This is a genomic window from Leifsonia sp. NPDC056824 (genome assembly GCF_042789575.1).
Lineage (GTDB): Bacteria > Actinomycetota > Actinomycetes > Actinomycetales > Microbacteriaceae > Leifsonia.
The window spans coordinates 382407-404941 of record NZ_JBHUAV010000002.1 but is presented as its reverse complement, the minus strand read 5'-3'; the positions used below and the strand labels follow the sequence as shown (position 1 = coordinate 404941).

The following is a 22535-nucleotide window of genomic DNA, read 5'->3' as shown; positions in this document are numbered from 1 at the left end:
GCGATCCGACAATCGCGCGCGCCAGTGAGGAAACATCGATGCGGAAATCAATCACCCGAGGGGTCATCGGAGCGGCGGTCGTCGCCCCGATCGTGCTGAGCAGCGGCGTCGCCGCCGTCGCCGCCCCCGAGAACGACCAGTGGACACGGTCGAACATCGCCATGAACCTGGGCGCCGACGCGTCCGGGGCGTACACGGATGCGTCGGGCGCCCGGTTCGACGGGTCGGGCCAGCTCGTGTTCGACCTCGATGGGGCGTTCACCGGGGGCAACTCGCTCATGAAGGACGCGAGAGGGTACTCGAAGGTGGCGGTGGAGCTCTGTTTCGGGCTCGCCGCCGACAAGACGGCGTGGCCGAACCTCTGCGAGGTGACGAACGTGATCGACGATTCGTTCCTCTACGCGGGCCCGTCGTTCTACAGCAGCCTTGACGGCAAGGCGGCGCCGTCGTCGCGGTGCGTGAATGCGGAGGGCAACCCCTGCCACGACGTTCACGGAACGGCGACAGCCGGGGCTGTCGTGGGTCAGCCGGGCGTGCGGTGGGAGCTCAACGCGGACGGCTCCTACACCCAGGTCTCCACGGCGGGCGCGGCGACCGGCGCGAAGGTGGTCGAGGTGAAGATCGGCGGCGGCACGACCACGGGCGTGAACGACGCGCACGGCTGGTCGGGGGAGTCCATCGTGAATGCGCTCAACTGGATCGACAGCGTGGCGACGACCCAGTCCACCTATCGCGGAAAGATCGCCGCCGTGACCATGTCGGTCGCGGGAAACCCGATCGGGGCAGGGGGCACCTGCTCCACCATCGGGCGCGCCATCGACGATGCGGCGGGGCGGCTCAAGGCCAAGGGGATACCGGTCATCATGTCGGCCGGCAACGACGGTCTCGACTCGCTGGGCGCCTGGAACTGCGGGAAGAACGTGATAACGGTCGGCGCCACCAAGACGCTCGAGCCGCATGTGCGGGCCAGCTATTCGAACCATGCCGCGAGTACGCGCCTCTACGCTCCGGTCGGTGAAGGCGACTACCTGAAGCGCGACGGCGTGCTGCTCCCGTATAAGAGCGCGGGCACGTTCTACGCGATGGGGACGTCGTTCGCCGCGCCGCAGGTGGCGGGCGCCTTCGCCGTGCTCCGCGAGAAGTTCTCCTACGGCCCGACGGTCGACCAACTGGTCGAACTGCTCGCGAAGACCGGAACGCCGGTCACCGGGTCCGGCTCGCCTGCATCCGCCCGCGACATCGACATCCGGGCGGCGCTCAACGCCACCCCGTGATGGGCGAACCTCAGGACCGGTATTCGGGGTTCGGGAAGTCGAATCGCGTCCCCGCGTCCCACTCCTTGCGCTGGTTGCCGTAGTCCGGGAAGCCGCCGGCGTCCTTCAGCAGCCGGGCCAGGTGGAGCAGGTTCCAGGTGAGGAAGGTCGTGTTCCGGTTCGTGAAGTCGTTGTCGAACCCCACGCGCCGGCCGTCGCCCGCGTCGTCCCCGTAGCTGGGGCCGGGCCCGGCCTCGCCGATCCAGCCGGCGTCCGCCTGCGGAGGGATCGAGTAGCCGATGTGCTGGAGGCTGTAGAGCACGTTGGACGCGCAGTGCTTGATGCCGTCCTCGTTGCCGGTGATGAGGCAGCCGCCCGTCCGGCCGTAGTAGAGCCACTGGCCCTTCTCGTTGAGCTCTCCCGAGTGCGCGTAGAGCCGCTCGATGATCTTCTTGGTCTCACTGCTGTTGTCGCCGAGCCAGATCGGGCCGGCGATCACGAGGATGTCGGCGGCGAGCACCCGCGGGAACAGGTCGGGCCAGGCGTCCACCTCCCAGCCGTACTCGCGCATGTCGGGGTAGACGCCGGTGGCGATCGGGTGGTCGACGGCGCGGAACTGATCGACCTGCACCCCCTGGTCGGCCATGATCGACGCGCTCACGTCGATCAGCGACTGGGTGTGGCTGCGGCCGGGGGAGCGGGTGAGGGTCGTGTTGATGAAGAGCGCTTTCAGATCGCTGTAGTCGGTGTCCCGTGAGCTCATGGGTCTCACGGTAGAGAGCGTCCGCCGAGCTGTCCAGCGGTCCGATCACGCCGTGGAGGAGCTTTCTTCACGATTTGTGAGCATTTGCAGCAAACGCAGATGTGCATTCGTGTATTGTTGCACTGCCTGCAAAAAACAATTCGCCAAAAGGAACCCGTCTTGTCTACAACCACTGCGCCCGTGAGGGTGCAATCCGCGGCTCCCGCGCCGCACGAATCGAAGCCGATCATGTCGCACCGGCAGATTCTTCTCGTCATCTACGGCCTCATGGCCGGCATGTTCCTGTCGTCGCTCGACCAGACGATCGTCGGAACGGCGATCCGCACCATCGGTGACGACCTCCACGGACTCAACGACCAGGCGTGGGTCACCACGGCGTACCTGATCACCTCCACGATCGCTGTCCCGATCTACGGCAAGCTGTCCGACATCTTCGGCCGCCGCCCGCTCTACATCTTCGGAATCGTCGTGTTCCTGCTCGGCTCGCTGCTCTCGGCGTTCTCGACGTCGATGATGATGCTGGCCGCCTTCCGCGCGTTCCAGGGGATCGGCGCCGGTGCGCTGATGTCCCTCCCGCTGGCGATCATGGGCGACATCCTCGCTCCGCGTGAGCGCGCCAAGTACCAGGGCTACTTCCTGGCCGTCTTCGGCATCTCCTCGGTCATCGGCCCGCTCATCGGCGGCCTGTTCGCCGGAGCGAACCAGATCCTCTTCGTCACCGGATGGCGCTGGGTGTTCCTCATCAACGTCCCGATCGGAATCGTCGCGCTCCTCATGGTGCTCGCCTTCCTGCACCTGCCGAAGTTCCACAAGGCCGCCAAGCCGCGCATCGACTGGTGGGGCGCGACGGCGGTCATCGTGACGCTCGTGCCGGTGCTGCTGGTCGCAGAGCAGGGGCGTGACTGGGGCTGGACCTCCGTCGCCTCCATCAGCGCCTACGTGATCGCCGCGGTCGGCCTGATCTCGTTCATCCTGATCGAGCGTGCCATGAAGGACGACGCGATCATCCCGCTGCGCCTGTTCCGTTCGCGGGTGTTCTCGATGGCGACCGTCCTCGGTGTGCTCGTCGGCTTCGGGATGTTCGGCGCCATGCTGACCCTCCCGCTGTACCTGCAGATCGTCTTCGGGCTGAGCCCGACAGCCTCCGGCTTCGCCACGCTGCCGATGATGGCAGGCCTGATGATCGCGTCCATCGCGTCGGGTCAGATCATCGCCCGCACAGGCAAGTACCGGATCTTCCCCGTCACCGGAACGCTGTTCACGGCGGGCGGCTTCTTCGTGCTGACCTTCCTCACCATCGACAAGCCGCTCTGGTTCCTGATGATCGCGATGTTCCTCATCGGTCTCGGCCTCGGTCAGATGATGCAGACGCTCACCCTGGCGAGCCAGAACGCGGTCGCGCCGAACCAGATGGGCGTCGCCACGGGTGCGTCCACCTTCTTCCGCCAGATCGGTGGAACCCTGGGTGTCGCCGTGCTGCTCTCGGTGCTCTTCGCCGCCCTGCCGGGCAACATCATCACGGCGACGGCCGACCAGAAGACCCTGAGCTCCGCGCTGGACGCCGCACTGACGCCGGAGGTCGCGACCGCGCCCCACAACAAGGCGATCATGAAGCAGCTCTGGACGCCGCTCGTCACCCCGCTCGAGAAGGGAGTCCAGGACCAGCTCGACGCAGCCGTGGCGAAGGCGAAGGCCGGCGCCGACGCCACCGTGACCCAGAAGGTCACCGCCGCTGTCGACGCACAGGTCGCTGCCGGGCACCTGCCCGCGGAGGCTGCGGCGCCGATCATCGCCCAGCAGGTCGCCGCGGCGACGCCTCAGGCGGAGGCCAAAGCACTCGCAGCGGTCGCGAAGGCGGCCCACGCCACGGTCGTCAACGGGACGGTCGAGGTGAACTGGGCGAACGCGAGCCAGCGCGGCCACTACGTCGACAAGCTCACCCCGACGCTCGCCGACAGGATGAAGAAGGCCGACACCAATGCCAACAACTCGACGAGCGACACCTCGTTCCTCAATGGCGCCGACCCGCGCCTGAGTAAGGCGTTCATGGTCGGGTTCAACGATTCCGTGGTCCTGGTCTACTCGATCGGCCTCGGAGTGATCCTGCTCGCCTTCGTCCTCAGCCTGTTCTTCAAGGTTCCGCCGCTGCGGAAGACGTCCGCGCTGCAGCAGCAGGTCGACGAGGGCGGCGCGACCCTGACCGGGAGCATCCGGGCGGTGCCGCAGACCTGATCGGGGGAGTGGGCGGTGCACTCGTGACGCCGCCCACTCCGCTCGGTCGGAAGCATCAGATCATGACCGCAATCGACATCCACCCCGAGGCCGTCGGCCTCCGGGAGCGCAAGAAGCTCCAGACCCGCACCGCCATCCACGAAGCGGCCTTCCGCCTCATCGACTCGCAGGGGCTGGACGCGACGACGGTCGAGCAGATCTGCCACCAGGCAGACGTCTCCGGCCGCACCTTCTTCAACTATTACCCGTCCAAGGCGGCAGCGGCCCTCGAATTCCAGGGCCCCACCATCCACCCGGACGTGGAGCAGGCGTTCCTGTCGCACTCCGGCAGCCTCGTCATGGCCCTGTGCGACGTCATCGGCAGCGGTTCGGAGCACGGCCCCAGCCTGGTCCGCATGAAGCAGCTCCTGCACCGGCGCCCCGAGCTGCTGACGACCGCGACCCGGATCATGGTCGAGGTGCGCGAGATGTACGTCGACCTCGCCGCTCGCCGCGCACGCGACAGGTCCGAGGCGGAGCTCGCCGTCATCCTCGTGATGGCCGCGCTCAGCAAGGTTCTGCACGACGACAATGCCTCCGATGAGCCGATCACCGCTCAGCTGAAGGCGACGGTGCGGCTGATCCTCGCCCTCCGCTGCGACGAGGCGTAGCCGACGTGATGGCCGCGGGGGAGTGGGCGACGCGCTTCGCGCTCACGTCCCTCTGGGGTGGTCTCCGAGCTTCGCCGTGAACAGCGGAGAGCCGACGACGATCAGCGCTGCGACGACGAAGACCGCGGCGCCGATACCGATGGTCAGGCGGTAACCGAGCAGCGTCGCCAGGAGTCCGGCGAGGAGCGCGCCGACGAAGAAGACGACCCGGTTGACCGTCCGGATGGTCGAGTTCATCCGCCCCTGAATGGCGTCGGGTGCGACGGACTGTCGGTATCCAGTGTCGTTCGGGTCCTCGACGCCCATCGACAGGCAGTAGACGAACTGCGCCGCGGCGACGAGCACGATGCCGGCGCCGGCGGAGTCGACCGGCACGACGGCGAGGGAGAGCCACGGCACGACCACCAGGGCTCTGGCGACGAAGATCGCGCGGCCGGCGCCGAGCCGGGCGCCGACCCGTGGCGCGATGAGCGCGCCCAGGAATCCGCCGACACCGCCGAACGCTAAGGCGAGCCCGTACTCCCAGGGCTCGAGCCGGAGTTCGCGGAGGACGAAGACCGCGAACACCGTGGTCACGATGCTGTTGCCGAGGAACCAGGTGTGGATCGACAGGGCCAGCGGCCGCAGCGTCCGGTGACGGTAGGTGTACCGCATCCCGTCGGCGATGTCGTGGCCGATGTGACGGCCGGGCTCACGCGGACCCGGCCGCGGTTCGTCGACGCGGATGCGCGCCTGCAGGACGGCCGAGACCGCGGTGAGGATCGCGTCGAACGCGAAGAGCAGCGGTGCCCCGAGCAGCGTCAGCAGCGCCCCGCCGAGCGCCGGGCCTGCTGTGCCCGCCACCGTCTCGCTCTGCCCGAGCCGGGCGTTCGCGAGGATGAGGGAATCTCGGGGGACGAGCCGGGGGAGCAGCGGCTGGGCGGCCGAATCCGCGAACAGGACGAGGACGCCCAGCACGACCGTGACGATGGCGACCGACCAGAAGCTGAGCGTGCCGGTGAGGATCAGGACGGGGATGGTCGCCAATGCAAGCGCGCGCCCGATGCTCGTGAGGACGAGCGTGCGTTGACGACGCCAGCGATCCATCAGGGCGCCGACGATCAGCCCGAGGAACAGGTACGGGACGACGCTGAGCGCGCTGAGAATGCTGATCTGCACGGCCGACGCGTGCAGCACGGAGACGACGAGAACGTTGAAGGCGACCCCGGAGATCGCGCTTCCGAACGCACGGACGGTGCTGGCGCTCCAGAACAGGGCGAACGCCGGGCGGCGGAGGATTTCGGGCGGGGGAGAGACGACACGGGCTGGAGTGTCGGCGTCGTCGTCCACACGGCCAGCCTAGCGAAGCGCCGGATGCGCGCCTCAGCCTCGGCCACGAGCCTGGGTGAACTGCACCCTGGCGCTTCCGGGCAGAGAGCTTCGGCCCATTCGCTTCTTGTCTATCTGTCAGATCACATCGATGTGATAGCGTTGATTCATTAGTATGTTACGTGCTCAACTTCATCGCCACGGCCGCATCCCCAAGCCATCGCGCGAGTGCGGGGGTTGTTCGGCGTCCACCGCTGGCTCGCGGAGCATCGAAGGCGGGGGAGCGGCTTTCGCGTGCCGGCATTCCGTCGAGGAAGCGTGGCCGGGTGACTGAGGCGCGGCGTACGGTAGAGATCGACGACGCGACGACGATCTCGTATTCGGTCTTCGATGGGGCTGAACCTGCAATCGTGGTCCTGCACGGGCTGGCCGGCAGCAGCCGCGAGTTCGTCGCGACCGCCCGCGCGCTCGCCTCGCGAAAAGTCATCCTGATCGACCAGCGCGGCCACGGCTTCAGCACGCGCATCCCAGCCGACACATCGCGAGCGGCGTTCGTGAGCGACGTCGTACGCGTGATCGAGGTGGAAGGGTCGCTGCAGGTGGACCTCGTCGGCCAATCGATGGGTGCCCACACAGCGATGCTGGTCGCGGCCGCTCACCCGAAGCTGGTCCGCCGCCTCGTGCTGCTCGAAGGCGACGCGGGCAGCGGCTCCCCGGAAGACCACGCCGCGCTCGGTGACTACTTTCGGGCTTGGAAGGTCCCGTTCGCCAGTCGGGACGAGGCGGGCGAGGCGCTCGGTGACGGTCCGCTGGCGCAGGCGTGGATGGCTGATCTGGAGGAGCGCAAGGAAGGCTTCTACCCACGGTTCGACGCCGACGTGATGGTACGAGCCATCGCCGAGGTGGCCGTGCCGCGTTGGAGCGAGTGGGAGAGCATCACCCAGCCCACGCTGGTGGTCTACGCCGACGGTGGCATGTTCAGCGAGGAACAGAAAGCCGAGTTTGTCGCTCGCGGCAGGAACGTCACCCGCGTCGACCTCACGGGAGCATCGCATGACGCACACCTGAACGCGTTCGAGCAATGGTCGATCAAGCTACGCGGATTCCTCACCGCAGGTGACTGATTGTCGGGTGGGCCGTTTCGTCCGGCACAACAGCTCCCGTAATGACCCATCGGTTTATCGCTGATAATGCACATTATGTCAGCTCGAAGATCTTTCGCCCGTGTACTCTTCCAACATGGCAGCCACAGACGACTTCCCCGGTGACGCCGAACTCACGCACATCCTGGTCGTCAACGACGCCGACGTCTCCCGTGATTTCTACCGCGACGTCGTCGGCGCTGAGATCGTCCGTGAGTACGGCGGCACGAGCGTCGTCGCACGGCTGGCCGGCACCTGGCTGTTGCTGGTGACCGGCGGTGGCCCGACGCCCGACAAGCCGGACGTGACGTTCTCCTCGCCGGATGACCCGGACCGGGTCAGCCATGCGATGACGTTCCGCGTGGCGGACTGCCCTGCGGCCTACGAGCTGCTCCGCGCGCGCGGCGCCACCTTCCTGACCCCGCCGATCGAGAACGGCCCGGAGGTCCGCTGCTTCTTCCGCGATCCGGACGGGCACCTGATCGAACTCTCCGAGTACCGGGGCTGAGCCGTACGAATACATCGGGCGCTCCCACGGCATATCCATCAGACTTCCTTTGAGGCCGCCTCATCGATACGCTTCAGCGCCTTCTTCAGATCGATGATCCAATCCGGATGATCCTCCGCCTTGAGACGCTCGGCGATCTTGTCCCTTGCCTCCGAAACGCGCAGAAGCCCCAAAGCGACCGCGGCGTACGCCCAGACGTAGTCTCTGTCGTCATCCAGCAAAACCATCAGTAACGGCACCGTCAGAGCACGTTTTGCCTTGTATCGTCCCAACGCCTGAATCGGGGACGTCCGTGCACTGCCGTTACGGGGGTCTTCGGCCAGAGTCATCATCAACTCGATATCGGCGGCCTTGGCATTTCGCGCCAGCACGTTCGAAATGAGAAACCGCACTGAGTTGTCTCCGGGGTCGTCCTTGGGGTCGATCCGGTAGAACTCGTCGATCAACGCTTGCTTCGACTGCGGAAAATAGCGTCGATCCCCAAGGGTGCTGATGATGTCTCTCTTGAGATCCTCCTGCGTGACGCGCGGGAGCCAGCGGATCAGTACCGGGATCGCTTCTGGGATATCCAGGAACCGAATATCGGCCATGCGACGGATTCGGATTCCCTCCGCGCTCAACGCACTGAAGAGCGGCGCCGCCGCGGACTGGTAGGCCTGGATCCACTCCCGCTTGTTCACGAGACGTGCGTAGATCGCCTCCAGATCATCCCCCGCCTGGGGCAGAAAGTCCGACGACTCCCCTATCTCAACGGCCAGAGCGAAGACCTCATCGAAGGTCACCATCCCATCAGCTCACGATCCGTCGTCATCTGTGGGCTCCTGTCGACGAATTTGGTGGGGCTCTGAGGAAGTGTTGTTCATGGCGGAAGTCGATGACCAAGCTACCGCCGACGATCCTTCCGGCGAATCCGACACTCTCCAACGGCCCCCGCAAGCACACCCTTGTCGTATACGGACCGCTCCGGACCTCAGCGGTTCCGTCGAGACGAAGGAGCCTGAAATGAAGAGAATCGCCGCGGCCGTTGGGCTGGCCGTCCTGTTCACCCTGACGGCCGCCGCACCGGCCCTCGCGAACAACCCTCCGGGCCCTCCCGGGCCGCCCAGCCAGTCGTGCCAGTCCGTGGAGCCCTTCACTCCCGGGCATGCCGCGAACAGCCCGGGCTCCCCGTTCAACGAGCCCGGCATCAACAGCGCCAACGGCGGCGTCGGAGGGCAGCACTACTCCGCCCGGTCGCAGTACGACGTCGCGTGCTACCAGCAGTCCGTCCATCAGAGGTGACGTGAAGCCAACGGGAACTCCGCATCGCGGGGTTCCCCTCCCCCGCTACCGCACCACCTCGTACACGACCTTCTGCACCCCGTTCCCGTACGTCTCCCCCTCCACCACGGTCAGCTTCTCGATGCCGTGCTCCGAGCCGCTGAACAACCGCTCGCCCTCGCCCAGGAGGACCGGGAAGACGAGCAGGTGATAACGGTCGACGAGTCCCGCGTCGGCCAGGGCGTGTCCGAGCGCCGTGCTGCCGTGGACGATGATGGGGCCGCCCTCGCTCGCCTTCAGCGCGGACACGTCGTCGAGCGTACGCAGGATGGTGGCGGGCCAGCGGTCGTCGTCGCGCTCGAGTGTCGTGGAGACGACGTAGCGCGGCATCGCGTTGTAGCCGGCGAACTCCTCCATCGACGGCCAGACCGGGGCGAAGAGCTCGTAGCTCTTCCGGCCGAGCAGGACGGCGGTCGCCTCCCCCTGCTCGCGGCCCTTCAGCTCGTAGGCGGCGGGGTCGAACTCGACGCCGTTGAAGGTCCAGCCGGCGTTGCGATAGCTCGCGTCACCTCCCGGAGCCTCGGCGACGCCGTCGGCGGAGACGAAAGCGGAGATGATGAGGTCGCGCATGAGTATCAGTCCTCTCGGTACAGGTGGACAGCAGGATGGCTGCTGTATTCAACCTAGCAGTTCTGAACCGGATAGTTCAATACCGAGAAAGTGAGTCGATCAGCCTTCCGCGAGCTCCCCGAGGACGTCGAGGAACGTCATCCAGCCGGCGATCGTCCCCTGCCGTTGCTCGTCCGAGAATCCGGGCGTCTGCTGGGTCATGCGCAGGCGCGTCCCCACAGCGGACGGCGTCAGCTCGACCGTCAGGACGGCGCGCTCGGCGGCAGCGGGACGGTCGGTGAGCGTCATCACCAGGCGCGACGGCGGGTCGACCTCCACGAACTCCCCCGCCCAGTCGATGGTGGCGCCGTCCGGCAGAACCATCATCGCCGACCAGGCTCTGCCCACCTCCGCGCGGTAGTCGAGCCCGTCGAGCGGGACCTGCACCTCGCGGCCGCCGAACCAGCGGGCGAACGACTCGGGCGTCGTCCAGGCGGCGAACACGGCGGCCGGCGGCGCCGCGAACTCCCGGTCGATCTCGATCCCGTCCTCGGTGATCCCGGTCACTCGGCGTCCTTCTGCTCGTCGGCCTGTTCGGCGGCGTGCGTGGCGGCGAGGAGGTCGTCGAGCGCGTCGAAGCCGGCCTCCCAGAAGCGCTGGTAGTCCTCGATCCACGCCGAGGCGGCGAGCAGCGGGCGGGCGTCCAGCATGGCTGGACGGTACTGGGCCTCACGGCCGCGGGTGACGAGGCCGGCGCCCTCCAGCACCCGGAGGTGCTTGGAGACCGCGGCGAAGCTCATCTCGAACGGCGCCGCGAGGTCGCCGACGTTCGCCGAGCCCTCCGCGAGCCGCGCGAGGATCGCCCGCCGCGTCGGGTCCGCCAGGGCCGCGAACGTCCGGCTCAGCGGATCATCGATCGCCGTGGTCATGGCCACCTCCCCATCGACGTACTGAACCGAATGGTTCCATACAACGCCAACGGTAGCACGCGGGGTGCTCCCCCGCCGGGATGCGCTACGCGTTCAGGATCCGGGCCTTCTGCGCCTCGAACTCCGCCTCGGTGAGCACCCCGGCGGCGCGGAGCTCCCCGAGCTGAGCGAGCTGGTCGAGCGGCGACGGCGCAGCGGCTCGGGCCGGCGTCTCGACGGCGGCGGGATGCTGCTGCCCGGCCGCCGCGTCCTGGGCGGCCCAGCGCTGCTGCTGGCGTCGGTGGGTGCTTCCGATGACACGCGTCGCGACGGAGGCGCGCGCGGCGGTGCGCAGAAGGCTCATCGGTCCGTTCCTTCCAGATCGAGAGCGTCGGTCGCATCGAGGGCGTCGGCGAGGTCGATGATGTCGACTCCCCCGGCGAACAGCTCGGTACCGCCAGCCTTGATCCAGGAGTCCGCCGCGGGAGCAAGGGAGCGGTCCTCGTAGACGAGCGCGACGGCGAAGGCGCCGGGCTCCAGCGCGTCGGCGACCCGCTGGACGTCCTCCGCGTCGAGGATGCCGGAGTAGGCGCCCGCGAAGCCGTCGAGGCCCGGGAGCTGGTCGGCCGGCTGCCGGACGGGCGCGCCGGTGTCGTCCACACGGATGAGCTCGAGGTCGAGGACCTCGATGATCCCCTCATCCACCCGGCGCAGCACGGCGGCGAGGCCCGCGCTGACGGAGGCTTCGGTGGGGAAGGCGAACACGAGGTAGTCCACGGGTCCGGCGAAAGCGTCGTTGGCCATGTCGTTCCTTTCTGTTGCGAGGGCACGGCGAGCGTCACGCTAGCGGCGGGTCGCGTGTTCTCCCCTGCTGCGAGCCCGATCGCAGGGTCACGGCGCCAGAAGATCACCGGGACGCCCATCCTCTGCCCCCGTATCGCCCGCAACGCGCTCACCCGAGGGGCTTTCGGTAACGAACAATTAATATGTCTCTAGGTTAGCAGTGCAGTTATCTGGTACGGTCTGGCGGGTAAGCATGATCACGCGTGATACAAGGGAGTTTCAGTGAACGCACCTGCCCGTCGTCCCTCCGACGTCCGCAACGACCGCCGCGCGAGCCTCGTCCCCGCTCCGGGGGGGGGGGGGGGGGGGTAACGCACCCTCCCGTCGCTCCCTAGCCAAGGCGGCCGCCTGGTCGGTGCCCGCGATCTCACTCGCGGTCGCATCGCCCGCGCACGCCACCAGCAGCACCGCGGTGATCCACATCACCGGGGTCCCCGCCTCCGCGAGTACGGGTAGCTCCCTCACGGGCGCCGCGGTCTCCGCGTTCGACAACCCGGGTGCGGACGTGACCGTCACGCTGTCCCCCGGTCTCGCCTGGTCCGACGGAACGACATCGCCGGCCCGCGTCATCGGCCGAGGCCCGGGCGTCTACCTCATCCCGGACGTCATGGTCGGCACACCGGCGCCCGGCTACCCCACCGGCATCGCCGCCACGAGTGCCGGCACCGGCGCCTGGGCAGCCATCACGGTATTGGCCGGCGTCTACGAACTGACCGTGCTCGGTGCGATGGACATCATCGCGAGGGGGCCGGACGAGTACCGGGCCGACTACGCGGTCATCGTGCCGAGGGGCGCGCGCCCGGCGCAGCTGAAGTACCGCTTCGAACCCGGCCTGCCCGCCTCGGCGATCGGCACCATGCTGAAACCAGTGGCCGGCGACATCCGGAAGTACATCGATCAGAACTATGCCATCGTCCATGTGCAGGATCTCGGAAACGGGAACGAGCGACTGTTCCTGAGCTGCCGCGGCGACGCGCATGTGAAGGACGCCACGCCGACCGGCACCTACGCGTGGCCGATGCAGACGACCTGGCCGAACGGCACCCAGACGCAAGTCACGTTCCCGATCCTGGTCCAGCGCCGCGGCGCCGACGGGCGGCCGGTGGCGATCAACGCCTGGGACAAGACCACGGCGGCGCTTCCCGGCTACGACAAGACTTTGTCGTCGCAGGCGGCGTGGGGCAACGTGGTGTCGGCGAACTCGTCGGGCACGCTCAACGGCAACCACTTCCACGTCGACGCGCTCTCGTCCGGACGTCCCGCGGCCGCAGGCAACGACGAGACCACCGAGGTCTACTACCAATTCGTGCACGAGGACGGCACCCCCGCGTCGGTCACGCCCACGCCGAAGCGCGTCGCGATCCGGACCCACTCCGCAGACACGAGCGTGAAGGGCGTGCTGCTCGGGTCGCCCGACCAGCTCGGCACCGCCTTCGAGCTCGACAAGCCGGGCTACTGGCGCCTCGTGTGCTGGCCGCAGTCGAACAACTCGAAGCCGGGCGTCGGGGCCGCACCCGGCGGGGTCGCCTGGGACCCCCAGTCCGACCCGGGACACCAGATCGGGTCCGTCTTCTGGAAGCTGCCGGCAACCGGAGCGTAGCGGCGGCGGGGGGGGGGGGGGGGGGGCGCCCCCCCCCCCCCCCCCCCCCCCCCCCGGCCGGGAGGCGATCTGCCGCATCCAGTCCGCGACCTGCGCCTCGTCCAGGTCCGCGAGCGTCGCCAGCTCCACCCCGCGAGTGGCCTTGCCCATCGCCACGGGCGTCACCGGCGGCACGGGATCGAGAGTCGTCCCGTTCACGAACATGAGCTTCACGATGTCGTCGAAGGCGCCACAGCAGAAGCACCAGCCGTCGCCGACGCCGTAGTACGACATCCCCCACTTGATCGAACGGGTGAGGCCGGGCAGTGTCCGCGCCGCCAGGGCGTCGACGGCCTCGGCGATCACGCGCTGGGCGTCGGGGAGGCTCGCGATGTAGGCGAACACCGGCTTGTCGCCGACCGCCGCCTTCGCTGGGCTCGCGCGGCCGGTCATCAGCGCTCGCTCACGGTGTAGGTCAGGTGCGTCGCGCGCGGCGACGCCTCCGAGGCGGTCTGCTCCAGCTTGATCCGGGAGTCGTCCACGGACTCGAACAGTCGGATGCCCTTCCCGAACAGCACGGGCGAGAGGGCGATCGAGAACTCGTCCACCAGGCCCGCGTTGAGGTACTCCACGATGATCGCTCCGCCCCCGGCGATCCGGACGTCGCGCTCCCCCGCGGACGCGCGCGCGCGATCGAGCCCGACCCGGAGGTCGTCCACGAAGTGGAAGGTGGTCCCGCCGGCGCGCACCCACGGGTCGCGGCGCTCGTGGGTCACCACGAACACATCGCTGTGGAATGGGGCGTCCTCCGGCCAGGAATGCTCACCGGCCTCGAACATGCGCTTCCCCATCACGCTGGCACCGGTGCGCTCGAAGGTGCTGCGCGCGATGTCGTCGTCCAGGCCCTCCTCGCCGCCGGGGCCGAGCCCCAGATTCCCGCGGAAGAAGCGGGTCGGGAACACCCAGTGCTGCAGCTCCATCCACTGCTTCCCCATCAACTCGTCCGGGGAGTCCGGCGCCATGAACCCGTCCAGCGACATCGAGACGCTGAAGAACACCTTCCCTGCCATCAGTCCTCCTTCTCTTCCTTCATCGTGGTCTCGACGTAGCCGGCCAGCTTGGCCAGCGTCTGCCGTCCGCCTTCGGCGGCGTGCGACCGCTCGAGCGCCTGGTCGCGCAGCTCCGTCGTCGGGAACGCCGTGCGCAGCTCGATACGCGTGGCGGCGCCCTCCGGTGTGAAGGTCAGTGCGGACTCGAAGGTGTCGGGATCGTCGCGGCGCTCGCCGTGGAGCATCTCGATCCGCTCGGGCGGGACGATGGCCGTCCAGGTGATCCACTCGGGATGGACGGCGCCGTCCGGCCCCCGCATCGTGAACACCCATTCCCCGCCGACGCGGAAGTCGAACGACCGCGTGGTCGTGCTGAAGCCCTCCGGGCCCCACCACCGCGACAGGTGCGTGACCGACGTGAACGCCTCGAACACCAGCTCGGGCGGCGCGTCGATCACACGGGTGACCACGATCTCGCGATCGGCGGTCGACGACTCCACTGCTTCGGGTTCCCGCACCGGCTACTCCCCTGCTCTCTCGTGTCGCTGTGCTTTCAGTCTCTCTGGGCTGTCAGCTCCTGCATGTACGCGTCGAGCCGGTCGAAACTCTCGTTCCAGAACCGCTCGAAACCGCCGGTCCACTCGTGGACCGTGCGCAGGCCGCCCGCGTCGAGGCCGTAGACCCGGTGCTTGCCCGCCCGGCGGTCCTGGACGAGCCCGACCTCCTTGAGCACCCGCAGGTGCTTGGACGCGCCGGGCTGTGGCATCCCGAGCGCCGCGGCCACCTCGTTCACCGGCCGCTCGCCGGAGCGCAGCAGCATCAGGATGTCCCGGCGGCGCGGCTCGGCGATCGCGTTGAAGACGTCCGACGTCGTCGCTGCCCGTGCCATGGACCGATCATATACCCATATGGGTTCAGATGCGCAGGGTGAAGATCGTCGTTAAACCTGCTTTCCGCTGAACGGAAGAATGCGCTCGGTGCCGCGGAAAAACGGCTCCATGCGGCTCGATCCGCCGGGTGACGTCGGTAGCTTTCGACGGTTATTTCACCGCCGGGGAGGCATCGATGAAATTCTTCACACGGAGGCGCTCGAAAGCGCTGGCCGCGCTCGTGAGCGTGCTGATGGCAGTGGCCGGCGTCATTGTCTTCTCGCAGGTTGCGTCGGCAGCGCCGACCGACCAGCAGTGCTCGTACGCCGATGCCGGCACGGGGACGTACGCGCGCACGCTGTGCTGGCTCGACCAGAGCGGGTACGACCAGGCAGCGGCCGCCAGCCCCGGCGGCCAGCAGATGAAGGTCGCGCTTCCCGGCGGCTACACGCTCGAATACACGGCCTTCGCGACCGGCCGCGCCGTGGTCCCCGCCGCGTTCCCGACGTACACGGCCGCCTATCTCGGCCGCACCGACGGCGGGTACCGGGGCGTTGCGGGCCTGCCCGCGCTCTACCAGGCGGGCGCCACGGGCGGGCACTCGTCCGTGCTGATGAGCAGCATCGCCGTCAAGGATGCCAACGGGAACCCCGTCAACGCGTTCTCGATCGTCATGGCGGACGCCGAGTCCACCGACCAGGACGAATCCTTGGCGTTCGCGTCCGATCAGCCGTTGCGGCAGATCGCGCCGCTCGGCACCGCGTGCGACGCAGGGTTCACCGGGGTCGGCACGAACACGGTGACGTGCTCCAGCAGCCAGAGCGTCTGGAGGACCGGCACGGCGATGGTGGCGGCCAACGCTCCCACCGGCGCCACGATCGACTTGAACTCAACCCGGCGACAGGGCGTCGCGTTCGGCATCCTGCTGTCGAAGGTCGTCCTGTCCAAGACGGTCGCCAGCCGGGTCAGCCCGTCCGACTCCTTCGGGCTCAGCGTGAGCGCCCCCGGCGGCATCCAGTTGGCAAGCGCCAACACCGGGACGGCGACCACCGCCACCACCGGCGAGGTCGAGACCATCGGCGCCGCCACCACCTCCCCGTTCACGCTCGCGGAGACCGCGACCGGCACGACGCCGATCGGCGCGTATGCGCAGTCGTGGTCGTGCACCAGGAACGGCTCGGCCGATCCCGGTCTGCCGTCGGGCGCCGTCGGCCCCTCCGCCACGGTCGCGCTCGCGATCGGCGACCTGGTCAACTGCAGCATCACCAACACGGCGCTCGCCGGCAACATCCTCCTCCAGAAGGAGGCCGGAGCCGTGAACGACGTCAACGGGAACGGCGTCCGCGACGCGGGCGACACCATCCCGTACTCCTTCGCGGTGACGAACACCGGCCAGATGACCGTCGAGAACCTCAAGGTCACCGACCCCGCGGTGGGAGCGGTCACCTGCCCGACGACCACCCTCGCGCCCGGCGCCTCCACCCGCTGCACGGCGAACTCGCCCTACACCATCACGGCCGCGGATGTCGCCTCCGGCGCGTTCACGAACACCGCGACGGCGCAGGCCAACCCGCTCGGCGGCACGACCGTGATCCGCTCCAACAGCTCCGCGACCACGACGACACTCGAGGCCGCGAACGCCGCGCTGACGATGACCAAGACCGTCACCCCCGTGACCGCGGCGACGGCCGGGAGCGCGGTGACCTACGACTACAGCGTCACGAACACCGGAAACGTGGATGTGCACGCCCTCGCCATCCTGGAGAGCTCCTTCTCCGGCAGCGGAAGCGCCCCGGCGCCGGTCTGCCCGGTGACGTCGCTCCCCCCCGGCACCTCGACGGTCTGCACCGCGACCTACACCCTGACCCAGGCGGACGTCGACCGCGGCTCGGTGACCAACACCGCGCACGCGACGGCGTCCGACCCGGAGAGCGGCACGGTCGACTCCCCCGACTCGTCGGCGACGGTGACCTCGGCCGCCGCGCCCGCGATCACTGTCGAGAAGTCGGCGTCGCCGGACGACGCCGCGTCGTTCGTCGTCGGGCAAGTGCTGACCTACTCCTTCGTCGCCACCAACACCGGCAACGTGACGCTGACGAACGTCGGCATCGACGAGCAGGGCTTCACCGGCACCGGAGGCGCGGTGAACCCGGTCTGCCCGGCCAGCGCTCCGATCCCGCCGGGCGGTCAGGTGACCTGCACGGCGACCTACACGTTGACCCAGTCCGACATCGACCAGGGCGACGTGACGAACACGGCGACCTCGCACGGCACCCCGCCGACCGGTCCGGCCGTGACCTCGACGCCGGCCACGATCAGCGCCCCGGGCAACCCGGCGCCGGCCATCACGGTCGAGAAGACGGCGACTCCTGCGACCGTCGCGGCGCAGGGTGACGTCGTGAGCTACCAGTTCGCCGTCACCAACAGCGGGAACGTGACTCTCAAGGGCGTCACGGTCGACGAGACGGCGTTCTCCGGCAGCGGCGCGACCCCCGTCGTGACCTGCCCCGCGGAGGCCGCCACGATGGTCCCCGGCGCACGGGTCGTCTGCACCGCCAGCTACACGCTGACCCAGACGGACGCCGACGGCTCGCAGCTCGTCAACACCGCCACCGCGACCGGCACCCCGCCGGCGTCGGCGGGCGGCCCAGTGACGAGCCCGCCGTCGACGGCGACCGTCTCGGTCGCCGAGAACCCGGCGCTCACCCTGGTGAAGACCGCGAACCCGCTGCAGGCGAGGGCCGCTGGCGACACGATCACCTACTCGTTCGCGGTGACCAACACCGGAGACACGACGGTCAACGGCATCGGGATCAGGGAGGGGGCGTTCTCCGGCTCCGGCACGGCGCCGTCGCCGAACTGCCCGGCGGGAGCGGCCTCCCTCGCGCCGGGCGCGACCGTGACTTGCACGGCGACCTACACCGTGACGCAGGCCGACGCGAACGCCGGCGGCATCGACAACACCGCCACCGCGACGGGCACGACGGGAAGCGGCGCCGCCGTCACGTCGGGCGACGCGCAGACCGTGGTGCCGATCCTGGCGGACCCTGCCGTGACGCTGCAGAAGACCGCCACCGAGCGGAGCGTGACGGCCGCGGGCCAGACGATCACCTACGAGTTCGTGGTAACCAACACCGGGAACGTGACGCTGCAGACCCCGCAGGTCGTGGAGGCCACGTTCAGCGGGTTCGCCGTGCTGAGCCCGGTGTGCCCGGCCGGGGTCACCTCCCTGGCGCCCGGTGAGTCGGTGACCTGCACGGCCGACTACGTCGCGACCCAGGCCGACATCGACAAGGGCGGCATCACCAACCGGGCCGTGGCGACGCTCCAGACACCGGGCGGGGCCACCATCACCGCTCCCCCGTCGGAGGTCGACATCATCGCCGACCCGGCGCCGGCGCTGACGATGGAGAAGACGGTCGACCCCACCGCGATCACCGCGGCAGGACAGCCGGTCACCTACTCCTACCTGGTGACGAACACGGGCAACGTGACGCTCACCGGCGTCTCGGTGGCCGAGGGCGAGTTCACCGGCAGCGGCGCGACGCCGGCGCCGAGCTGCCCGGCCGGCGCGGCCTCCCTCGCGCCGGGCGCGACCGTCACCTGCACGGCGGTGTACACGCCGACCCAGGCCGATGTCGACGCGGGCACGGTGACCAACACGGCGACCGCGAGCGGCGACCCGATCGGCGGGGGTGCGGCGGTGGACTCCACGCCGTCGTCCACGACCTTCAGTGCGATCGCATCGCCGGACATGACCATCACGAAGACGGCCGACCCGGCCATCATCACCAAAGCCGGTCAGACCGTGACCTACAGCTTCGTGGTGACGAACACCGGCAACGTGACGATGTCCTCGGTCGAGGTGATCGAAGGGACCTTCACCGGAACCGGTGTCGCGCCGGCCGTCCAGTGCCCGGCGTCGCCGATGGTCCTGGCGCCCGGCGACACCGTGACCTGCACGGCGACCTACCTCGCGACCCAGGCGGACGTGGATGCGGGGACGGTCGACAACACGGCGACCGTGCAGGGCACGATCCCGTCGGCTCCCGATGTGCCGATGACCTTCGGTCCGGCCGGCAGCACCGTCGACGCGCCGGCCGAGCCGGCGCTGGCGATCGTCAAGTCGGGCACGCCGAGCGACGCGGCGTCGTTCACGACGGGGGCGGTGATCACGTACAGCTTCGTGGTGACCAACACCGGCAACGTGACGCTCGACGACATCCAGGTGGCCGACTCGGGCTTCACCGGCAGCGGCCCCGCTCCGGTGCCGGACTGCTCCGGTGAGCCGACCTCACTGGCGCCGATCTCCTTGGCGCCGGCCGCGCAGCTGACCTGCACGGCGACCTACACCGTCACGCAGGCGGACGCGGACGCCGGAGGCATCAGCAATACGGCCACGGCGAGCGGCGTCCCGCCAGCCGGCGGCGAGCCGGTGGAGAGCGAGCCGTCCACGGTCACGCTGCCGCACGACAGCGCGCCCGCGCTCGACCTGGTGAAGAGCGCCACGGTGAACGCCTCGACGATCGACTACCGCTTCACGGTGACCAACACCGGGAACGTGACGGTCACCGGCGTGGCCATCGCGGAGGGCGACTTCACCGGCACCGGCGGCTTCCCCGGCGTCGACTGCCCGGACGGGGCGGCCTCGCTTGCTCCCGGCGCGTCGATCGTCTGCACGGCGACGTACACACTCACCGACGCCGATCGGCGGGCGGGAACCGTGACCAACACGGCGGTCGCGGACGGCACCACCGGCTCGGGACGGGTCACGTCCCCTCCGTCGACGGCTCGGGCCGCGGTGGGCGGTCTCGCCTCGACGGGGCTGGACGTGGAGACGCTGGTCTGGGTCGGTGCGATCCTCCTGGCGCTCGGTGGAGGCGCGTTCGGATTCCGCGTCCTGCGGCGACGCCGGGCCTGACCGGGGGGTGACGAAGGCGGGGACGACTCAGGTCGTCCCCGTCTTTCGTCGTGCTCGTCCTCAGGCGTCGGCGCGGGCCATGAACGGCTCGTGGTGGTAGCCGTCGTCCGTGAGGATGGCCACCGTGGACTCCCCCACTTCGACGAACGCGCCGGGGATGTCGTTGAGCGGCTCGGACACCACGACCTTCGCCTTGTCGCCGAACACCTCCAGGCGAGCGGCGTCCGGGTACATCTCACGCAGCTCCGGGATGGCAACCGAGTGGTACAGGGTCCGGCTGCGGCCCGAGGTGGAGTGCCGGAACGCCCACAGCGTTCCGCCGTCGGAGATCGCGATCGTCCCCTGCATCGGGAACTGGACGCCGTTCGCCTCGCCGACCTCCTCGATCCGCTCGACGGTCTTCGTCATCGCGCCGATCGGGTCCTCCTGGAGGCCGAGCGTGAGGGCCAGGTAGAACATGACCTCGGAGTCCGTGGTGCCGTGGATGAGCGGGTACAGCGACGGGTCGACCGAGAACGTCAGGTCGCGCTTCATCTTCGCGAAGCCGCCGAGGAAGCCGTTGTGCATGAACAGCCAGTTCTCGTAGCGGAACGGGTGGCAGTTCGTCTGCTGGATGGGCGGCCCGGCCGCCGCGCGCACATGCCCGAAGAACAGCGGGCTGGCGATCGAGTTGGTGAGCTCGCGCAGGTTCTCGTCGTTCCAGGCAGGCTCGGTGGAGTGGAACAGCGCGGGCGTGCTGCCCGCCTTCGAGCCTTCCGGGTACCACCCGAAGCCGAAGCCGTCGCCGTTCACCGTCTCGGCGCCGAGCGGCGAGTTCAGCGATTGCGCGACCAGCGAGTGTTGCGCGTCCAGGATGAGGACGGCGGGTTTCAGCGCCTCCCCGGAGTACGCGAGCCAACGGCACATGACGTCTTCCCCTCCCGGATCGACCGGCTCGATCCGGGAGCACCATAACGCCGCGGGCCCTCCCCCGGGAATGGCGGTCAAGCGACTCTCAGGCGGTCGGCGCCGCCCCCGCGATGTTGACCAGCCACTGCACGCCGAACCGGTCGACCAGCATCCCGAAGCTGTCTCCCCACGGCGCCTTGGAGAGCGGCTCGACGACCGTGCCGCCGTCGACCAGCTTGTCGTAGTAGCCGGAGAGCTGGGCCTCGTCGTCGCCGCTCAGCGACACCGAGATCTGCGAGCCCTCCTTGAGGTCCATGTGGGCGGGGACGTCGGCCGCCATGATCGTGAAGCCCGCGTCGGTGGTGAGCTGCGAGTGCATGATCAGGTTCGCGTCGTCCGGGTCCTGGCTCATCCCGAACTCGGCGAAGGTGCTCTGCTGGAGGGAGCCGCCGAAGACGGACTGGTAGAAGTCCATCGCATCGCGGGCCTGCGTGCGGAAGTTGAGGTACGGGTTCAGGATCGACGGCATCGTGGGGCTCCCTTCGTGCGCGCGCACGGTGCGCGGCTCAGGCTTCAGGCTAGTCAGTGGGCCACCCGGGCGGGAAGGCCGCGGACGCGGGCGCGCGCGCCACGTCAGGCGAGGTACGCGGCGACGAACAGCTCGCCGCGGATCGCGCCCAACGCCGCGAGGACACGCTCGACCACCGCGTCCGTCACCCCGGACGCGACGACGTCGTGCGGGCCGAGCGGCGCGAGCGGCGAGCAGCGCACGCGGACGACCTCCCAGCCGGCGGCGCGCAGCAGGCGGTCCTTGCGGCGGTCGGAGGCCTCCCGGGGGCCGACGTGCTCCAGGCCGTGCCGGCCGATGGTGTCGTACTCGATGGCGACGCGCAGCTCGGGGACGACGATGTCGGGCCACACCTCGAGCTGGTTGTAGAACGGCCGGGCGACCCGGACCGCGTTGAGGCTCAGGTCGACCGCGAGCCGGGCGGCCAGGCGGCGCTTCAGCTCGGGCTCGGCGGCAGACGCTGGGCGCGGAGCCAGCTCGCTGAGGAAGGCCTCCCCGACCGGCACCCGGTCCGCTCCGCGGCGGGCGTTCCGGCAGACCGGGCAGCGGCGGCCGCCGAGGATGCGCTCGACCGTGGCGGAATACGTGGGATGCCCGTTCGCGCACTGCCAGGAGTAGCGCGTGGCGGTGCCGTTCTCGTGCGAGAGGGCGACGCGGGAGCCTGGCGCCGCCAGCGCGATCAGCTCCTCCCGGGTCATCGATGTGCGGTCGAGCCTGCGGCAGAGGTAGCAGCGGTCGTCGCCCGGGTCGTTCTCGATGCGGCGCAGGTCGCGCGCGTGGCCGCAGACGTGCAGCCCGGCGTCGGGTTCCGGCGTGCGGATACGGCGCGGGACGGCCTCCTCGCTGCACCACGGGCACCAGGCCGAGCGCCGCCGGGTGCCGCCGGGACGGGAGCGCTGCTCCTCGGGTGTGGCGATGAAGCGGTGGCCGGCGTCGCACTCCCACTGCACGTAGACGTCGGCGGCGGGCGGGATCTGGCTGAGCACGATCCCGGCGTTCAGCTCGGGATGGAACTGGCGCACCACGGTCGGGTACTGCTGCCAGTCGGCGCGATACGTGCCGACGGCGTACGGCACCGGGAGGCCCTTGGACCACTGCCGGCGCGCCCACCACTGCGCGACGTTCTCGGTCACGTCACCCCGTCCTTCACACGCCAACGGTACGGCGGGCCTCCGACAGCGGGGT

General features: G+C 69.2%; 22 protein-coding genes and 1 pseudogene. 8 read left to right on the top strand and 15 right to left on the bottom strand.

The window, feature by feature from the left end; all coding sequences use genetic code 11:
- Nucleotides 1–38 precede the first annotated feature (38 nt).
- Nucleotides 39–1274 (top strand): S8 family serine peptidase, encoded by a 1236-nt coding sequence (locus tag ACFRFH_RS11295; protein ID WP_382463099.1) that lies wholly within the window; start codon nt 39–41, stop codon nt 1272–1274.
- Between the two features lie 10 nt (nt 1275–1284).
- Here ACFRFH_RS11295 and ACFRFH_RS11290 read toward each other — a convergent pair whose 3' ends face one another.
- Nucleotides 1285–2016: a flavodoxin family protein gene (locus tag ACFRFH_RS11290; RefSeq protein WP_382463098.1), complete on the bottom strand. Its 732-nt coding sequence runs from the start codon at nt 2014–2016 to the stop codon at nt 1285–1287.
- Nucleotides 2017–2244: 228 nt separating this feature from the next.
- On the opposite strand from ACFRFH_RS11290, the gene ACFRFH_RS11285 reads away from it, so the two are divergent.
- Nucleotides 2245–4248, top strand: a complete 2004-nt coding sequence (locus ACFRFH_RS11285; RefSeq protein WP_382463399.1) for an MDR family MFS transporter — start codon at nt 2245–2247, stop codon at nt 4246–4248.
- 62 nt (nt 4249–4310) lie between these two features.
- The gene (locus tag ACFRFH_RS11280; RefSeq protein WP_382463097.1) at nt 4311–4898 is read left to right on the top strand and encodes a TetR/AcrR family transcriptional regulator; all 588 of its coding nucleotides are present in this window, start codon (nt 4311–4313) and stop codon (nt 4896–4898) included.
- Between the two features lie 42 nt (nt 4899–4940).
- Here ACFRFH_RS11280 and ACFRFH_RS11275 read toward each other — a convergent pair whose 3' ends face one another.
- Nucleotides 4941–6227, bottom strand: a complete 1287-nt coding sequence (locus ACFRFH_RS11275; RefSeq protein ID WP_382463096.1) for an MFS transporter — start codon at nt 6225–6227, stop codon at nt 4941–4943.
- A 161-nt stretch (nt 6228–6388) separates the two neighbouring features.
- On the opposite strand from ACFRFH_RS11275, the gene ACFRFH_RS11270 reads away from it, so the two are divergent.
- Together ACFRFH_RS11270 and ACFRFH_RS11265 are read left to right on the top strand one after the other, a co-directional pair.
- Nucleotides 6389–7330: an alpha/beta fold hydrolase gene (locus ACFRFH_RS11270; RefSeq protein WP_382463095.1), complete on the top strand. Its 942-nt coding sequence runs from the start codon at nt 6389–6391 to the stop codon at nt 7328–7330.
- A gap of 115 nt (nt 7331–7445) precedes the next feature.
- Nucleotides 7446–7856: a VOC family protein gene (locus ACFRFH_RS11265; protein ID WP_382463094.1), complete on the top strand. Its 411-nt coding sequence runs from the start codon at nt 7446–7448 to the stop codon at nt 7854–7856.
- A gap of 38 nt (nt 7857–7894) precedes the next feature.
- Here the strand turns inward: ACFRFH_RS11265 and ACFRFH_RS11260 are convergent, their stop codons facing one another.
- Complete coding sequence (locus tag ACFRFH_RS11260; protein WP_382463093.1) at nt 7895–8641, bottom strand: HEAT repeat domain-containing protein; 747 nt, start codon at nt 8639–8641, stop codon at nt 7895–7897.
- 217 nt (nt 8642–8858) lie between these two features.
- On the opposite strand from ACFRFH_RS11260, the gene ACFRFH_RS11255 reads away from it, so the two are divergent.
- Nucleotides 8859–9137, top strand: coding sequence for a hypothetical protein (locus ACFRFH_RS11255; RefSeq protein ID WP_382463092.1), 279 nt, complete (start codon nt 8859–8861; stop codon nt 9135–9137).
- A gap of 45 nt (nt 9138–9182) precedes the next feature.
- Here ACFRFH_RS11255 and ACFRFH_RS11250 read toward each other — a convergent pair whose 3' ends face one another.
- The 5 genes from ACFRFH_RS11250 to ACFRFH_RS11230 form a co-directional block, all read right to left on the bottom strand.
- Nucleotides 9183–9746, bottom strand: coding sequence for a dihydrofolate reductase family protein (locus ACFRFH_RS11250; RefSeq protein WP_382463091.1), 564 nt, complete (start codon nt 9744–9746; stop codon nt 9183–9185).
- Between the two features lie 99 nt (nt 9747–9845).
- Nucleotides 9846–10292, bottom strand: coding sequence for an SRPBCC domain-containing protein (locus ACFRFH_RS11245; protein WP_382463090.1), 447 nt, complete (start codon nt 10290–10292; stop codon nt 9846–9848).
- Nucleotides 10289–10654 (bottom strand): ArsR/SmtB family transcription factor, encoded by a 366-nt coding sequence (locus tag ACFRFH_RS11240; RefSeq protein ID WP_382463089.1) that lies wholly within the window; start codon nt 10652–10654, stop codon nt 10289–10291. The genes ACFRFH_RS11245 and ACFRFH_RS11240 overlap by 4 nt, the downstream gene beginning before the upstream one ends.
- Nucleotides 10655–10739: 85 nt before the next feature.
- Nucleotides 10740–10997 (bottom strand): SHOCT domain-containing protein, encoded by a 258-nt coding sequence (locus ACFRFH_RS11235; RefSeq protein WP_382463088.1) that lies wholly within the window; start codon nt 10995–10997, stop codon nt 10740–10742.
- Nucleotides 10994–11437 (bottom strand): DUF6325 family protein, encoded by a 444-nt coding sequence (locus tag ACFRFH_RS11230; protein WP_382463087.1) that lies wholly within the window; start codon nt 11435–11437, stop codon nt 10994–10996. The genes ACFRFH_RS11235 and ACFRFH_RS11230 overlap by 4 nt, the downstream gene beginning before the upstream one ends.
- 394 nt (nt 11438–11831) lie before the next feature.
- Here ACFRFH_RS11230 and ACFRFH_RS11225 point away from each other — a divergent pair, with 394 nt between their 5' ends.
- Nucleotides 11832–13076: a hypothetical protein gene (locus tag ACFRFH_RS11225; RefSeq protein ID WP_382463086.1), complete on the top strand. Its 1245-nt coding sequence runs from the start codon at nt 11832–11834 to the stop codon at nt 13074–13076.
- Between the two features lie 129 nt (nt 13077–13205).
- Here the strand turns inward: ACFRFH_RS11225 and ACFRFH_RS11220 are convergent.
- The 4 genes and pseudogenes from ACFRFH_RS11220 to ACFRFH_RS11205 form a co-directional block, all read right to left on the bottom strand.
- A pseudogene (locus tag ACFRFH_RS11220) lies at nt 13206–13508 on the bottom strand (DUF1801 domain-containing protein); the annotation flags it as partial.
- A complete protein-coding gene (locus tag ACFRFH_RS11215) occupies nt 13508–14125 on the bottom strand; it encodes a dihydrofolate reductase family protein (protein WP_382463085.1) in 618 nt (205 codons plus the stop codon). The gene ACFRFH_RS11215 and the pseudogene ACFRFH_RS11220, both read right to left, overlap by 1 nt.
- Nucleotides 14125–14622, bottom strand: coding sequence for an SRPBCC family protein (locus tag ACFRFH_RS11210; protein WP_382463084.1), 498 nt, complete (start codon nt 14620–14622; stop codon nt 14125–14127). Before ACFRFH_RS11210 ends, ACFRFH_RS11215 begins: the two co-directional genes overlap by 1 nt.
- Nucleotides 14623–14657: 35 nt before the next feature.
- Nucleotides 14658–14993 (bottom strand): ArsR/SmtB family transcription factor, encoded by a 336-nt coding sequence (locus ACFRFH_RS11205; RefSeq protein WP_382463083.1) that lies wholly within the window; start codon nt 14991–14993, stop codon nt 14658–14660.
- Between the two features lie 176 nt (nt 14994–15169).
- Between ACFRFH_RS11205 and ACFRFH_RS11200 the strand changes: the two genes are divergently transcribed.
- Nucleotides 15170–19894 (top strand): beta strand repeat-containing protein, encoded by a 4725-nt coding sequence (locus tag ACFRFH_RS11200; RefSeq protein WP_382463082.1) that lies wholly within the window; start codon nt 15170–15172, stop codon nt 19892–19894.
- Nucleotides 19895–19954: 60 nt separating this feature from the next.
- Here ACFRFH_RS11200 and ACFRFH_RS11195 read toward each other — a convergent pair whose 3' ends face one another.
- From ACFRFH_RS11195 to ACFRFH_RS11185, 3 genes are all read right to left on the bottom strand, one after another.
- The gene (locus tag ACFRFH_RS11195; RefSeq protein WP_382463081.1) at nt 19955–20800 is read right to left on the bottom strand and encodes a class II glutamine amidotransferase; all 846 of its coding nucleotides are present in this window, start codon (nt 20798–20800) and stop codon (nt 19955–19957) included.
- An 88-nt stretch (nt 20801–20888) separates the two neighbouring features.
- On the bottom strand, nt 20889–21311 hold the full coding sequence (locus ACFRFH_RS11190) for a VOC family protein (RefSeq protein ID WP_382463080.1): 423 nt from the start codon (nt 21309–21311) through the stop codon (nt 20889–20891).
- Between the two features lie 104 nt (nt 21312–21415).
- Nucleotides 21416–22483 (bottom strand): hypothetical protein, encoded by a 1068-nt coding sequence (locus tag ACFRFH_RS11185; RefSeq protein ID WP_382463079.1) that lies wholly within the window; start codon nt 22481–22483, stop codon nt 21416–21418.
- Nucleotides 22484–22535: the final 52 nt, after the last annotated feature.

Coding starts and splice junctions, on each gene's coding strand:
- ACFRFH_RS11295 (WP_382463099.1), top strand. CDS start 39: ATGCGGAAATCAATCACCCGAGGGGTCATCGGAGCGGCGGTCGTCGCC.
- ACFRFH_RS11290 (WP_382463098.1), bottom strand. CDS start 2,016: ATGAGCTCACGGGACACCGACTACAGCGATCTGAAAGCGCTCTTCATC.
- ACFRFH_RS11285 (WP_382463399.1), top strand. CDS start 2,245: ATGTCGCACCGGCAGATTCTTCTCGTCATCTACGGCCTCATGGCCGGC.
- ACFRFH_RS11280 (WP_382463097.1), top strand. CDS start 4,311: ATGACCGCAATCGACATCCACCCCGAGGCCGTCGGCCTCCGGGAGCGC.
- ACFRFH_RS11265 (WP_382463094.1), top strand. CDS start 7,446: ATGGCAGCCACAGACGACTTCCCCGGTGACGCCGAACTCACGCACATC.
- ACFRFH_RS11260 (WP_382463093.1), bottom strand. CDS start 8,641: ATGGTGACCTTCGATGAGGTCTTCGCTCTGGCCGTTGAGATAGGGGAG.
- ACFRFH_RS11255 (WP_382463092.1), top strand. CDS start 8,859: ATGAAGAGAATCGCCGCGGCCGTTGGGCTGGCCGTCCTGTTCACCCTG.
- ACFRFH_RS11250 (WP_382463091.1), bottom strand. CDS start 9,746: ATGCGCGACCTCATCATCTCCGCTTTCGTCTCCGCCGACGGCGTCGCC.
- ACFRFH_RS11240 (WP_382463089.1), bottom strand. CDS start 10,654: ATGACCACGGCGATCGATGATCCGCTGAGCCGGACGTTCGCGGCCCTG.
- ACFRFH_RS11235 (WP_382463088.1), bottom strand. CDS start 10,997: ATGAGCCTTCTGCGCACCGCCGCGCGCGCCTCCGTCGCGACGCGTGTC.
- ACFRFH_RS11230 (WP_382463087.1), bottom strand. CDS start 11,437: ATGGCCAACGACGCTTTCGCCGGACCCGTGGACTACCTCGTGTTCGCC.
- ACFRFH_RS11215 (WP_382463085.1), bottom strand. CDS start 14,125: ATGGCAGGGAAGGTGTTCTTCAGCGTCTCGATGTCGCTGGACGGGTTC.
- ACFRFH_RS11205 (WP_382463083.1), bottom strand. CDS start 14,993: ATGGCACGGGCAGCGACGACGTCGGACGTCTTCAACGCGATCGCCGAG.
- ACFRFH_RS11200 (WP_382463082.1), top strand. CDS start 15,170: ATGAAATTCTTCACACGGAGGCGCTCGAAAGCGCTGGCCGCGCTCGTG.
- ACFRFH_RS11195 (WP_382463081.1), bottom strand. CDS start 20,800: ATGTGCCGTTGGCTCGCGTACTCCGGGGAGGCGCTGAAACCCGCCGTC.
- ACFRFH_RS11190 (WP_382463080.1), bottom strand. CDS start 21,311: ATGCCGTCGATCCTGAACCCGTACCTCAACTTCCGCACGCAGGCCCGC.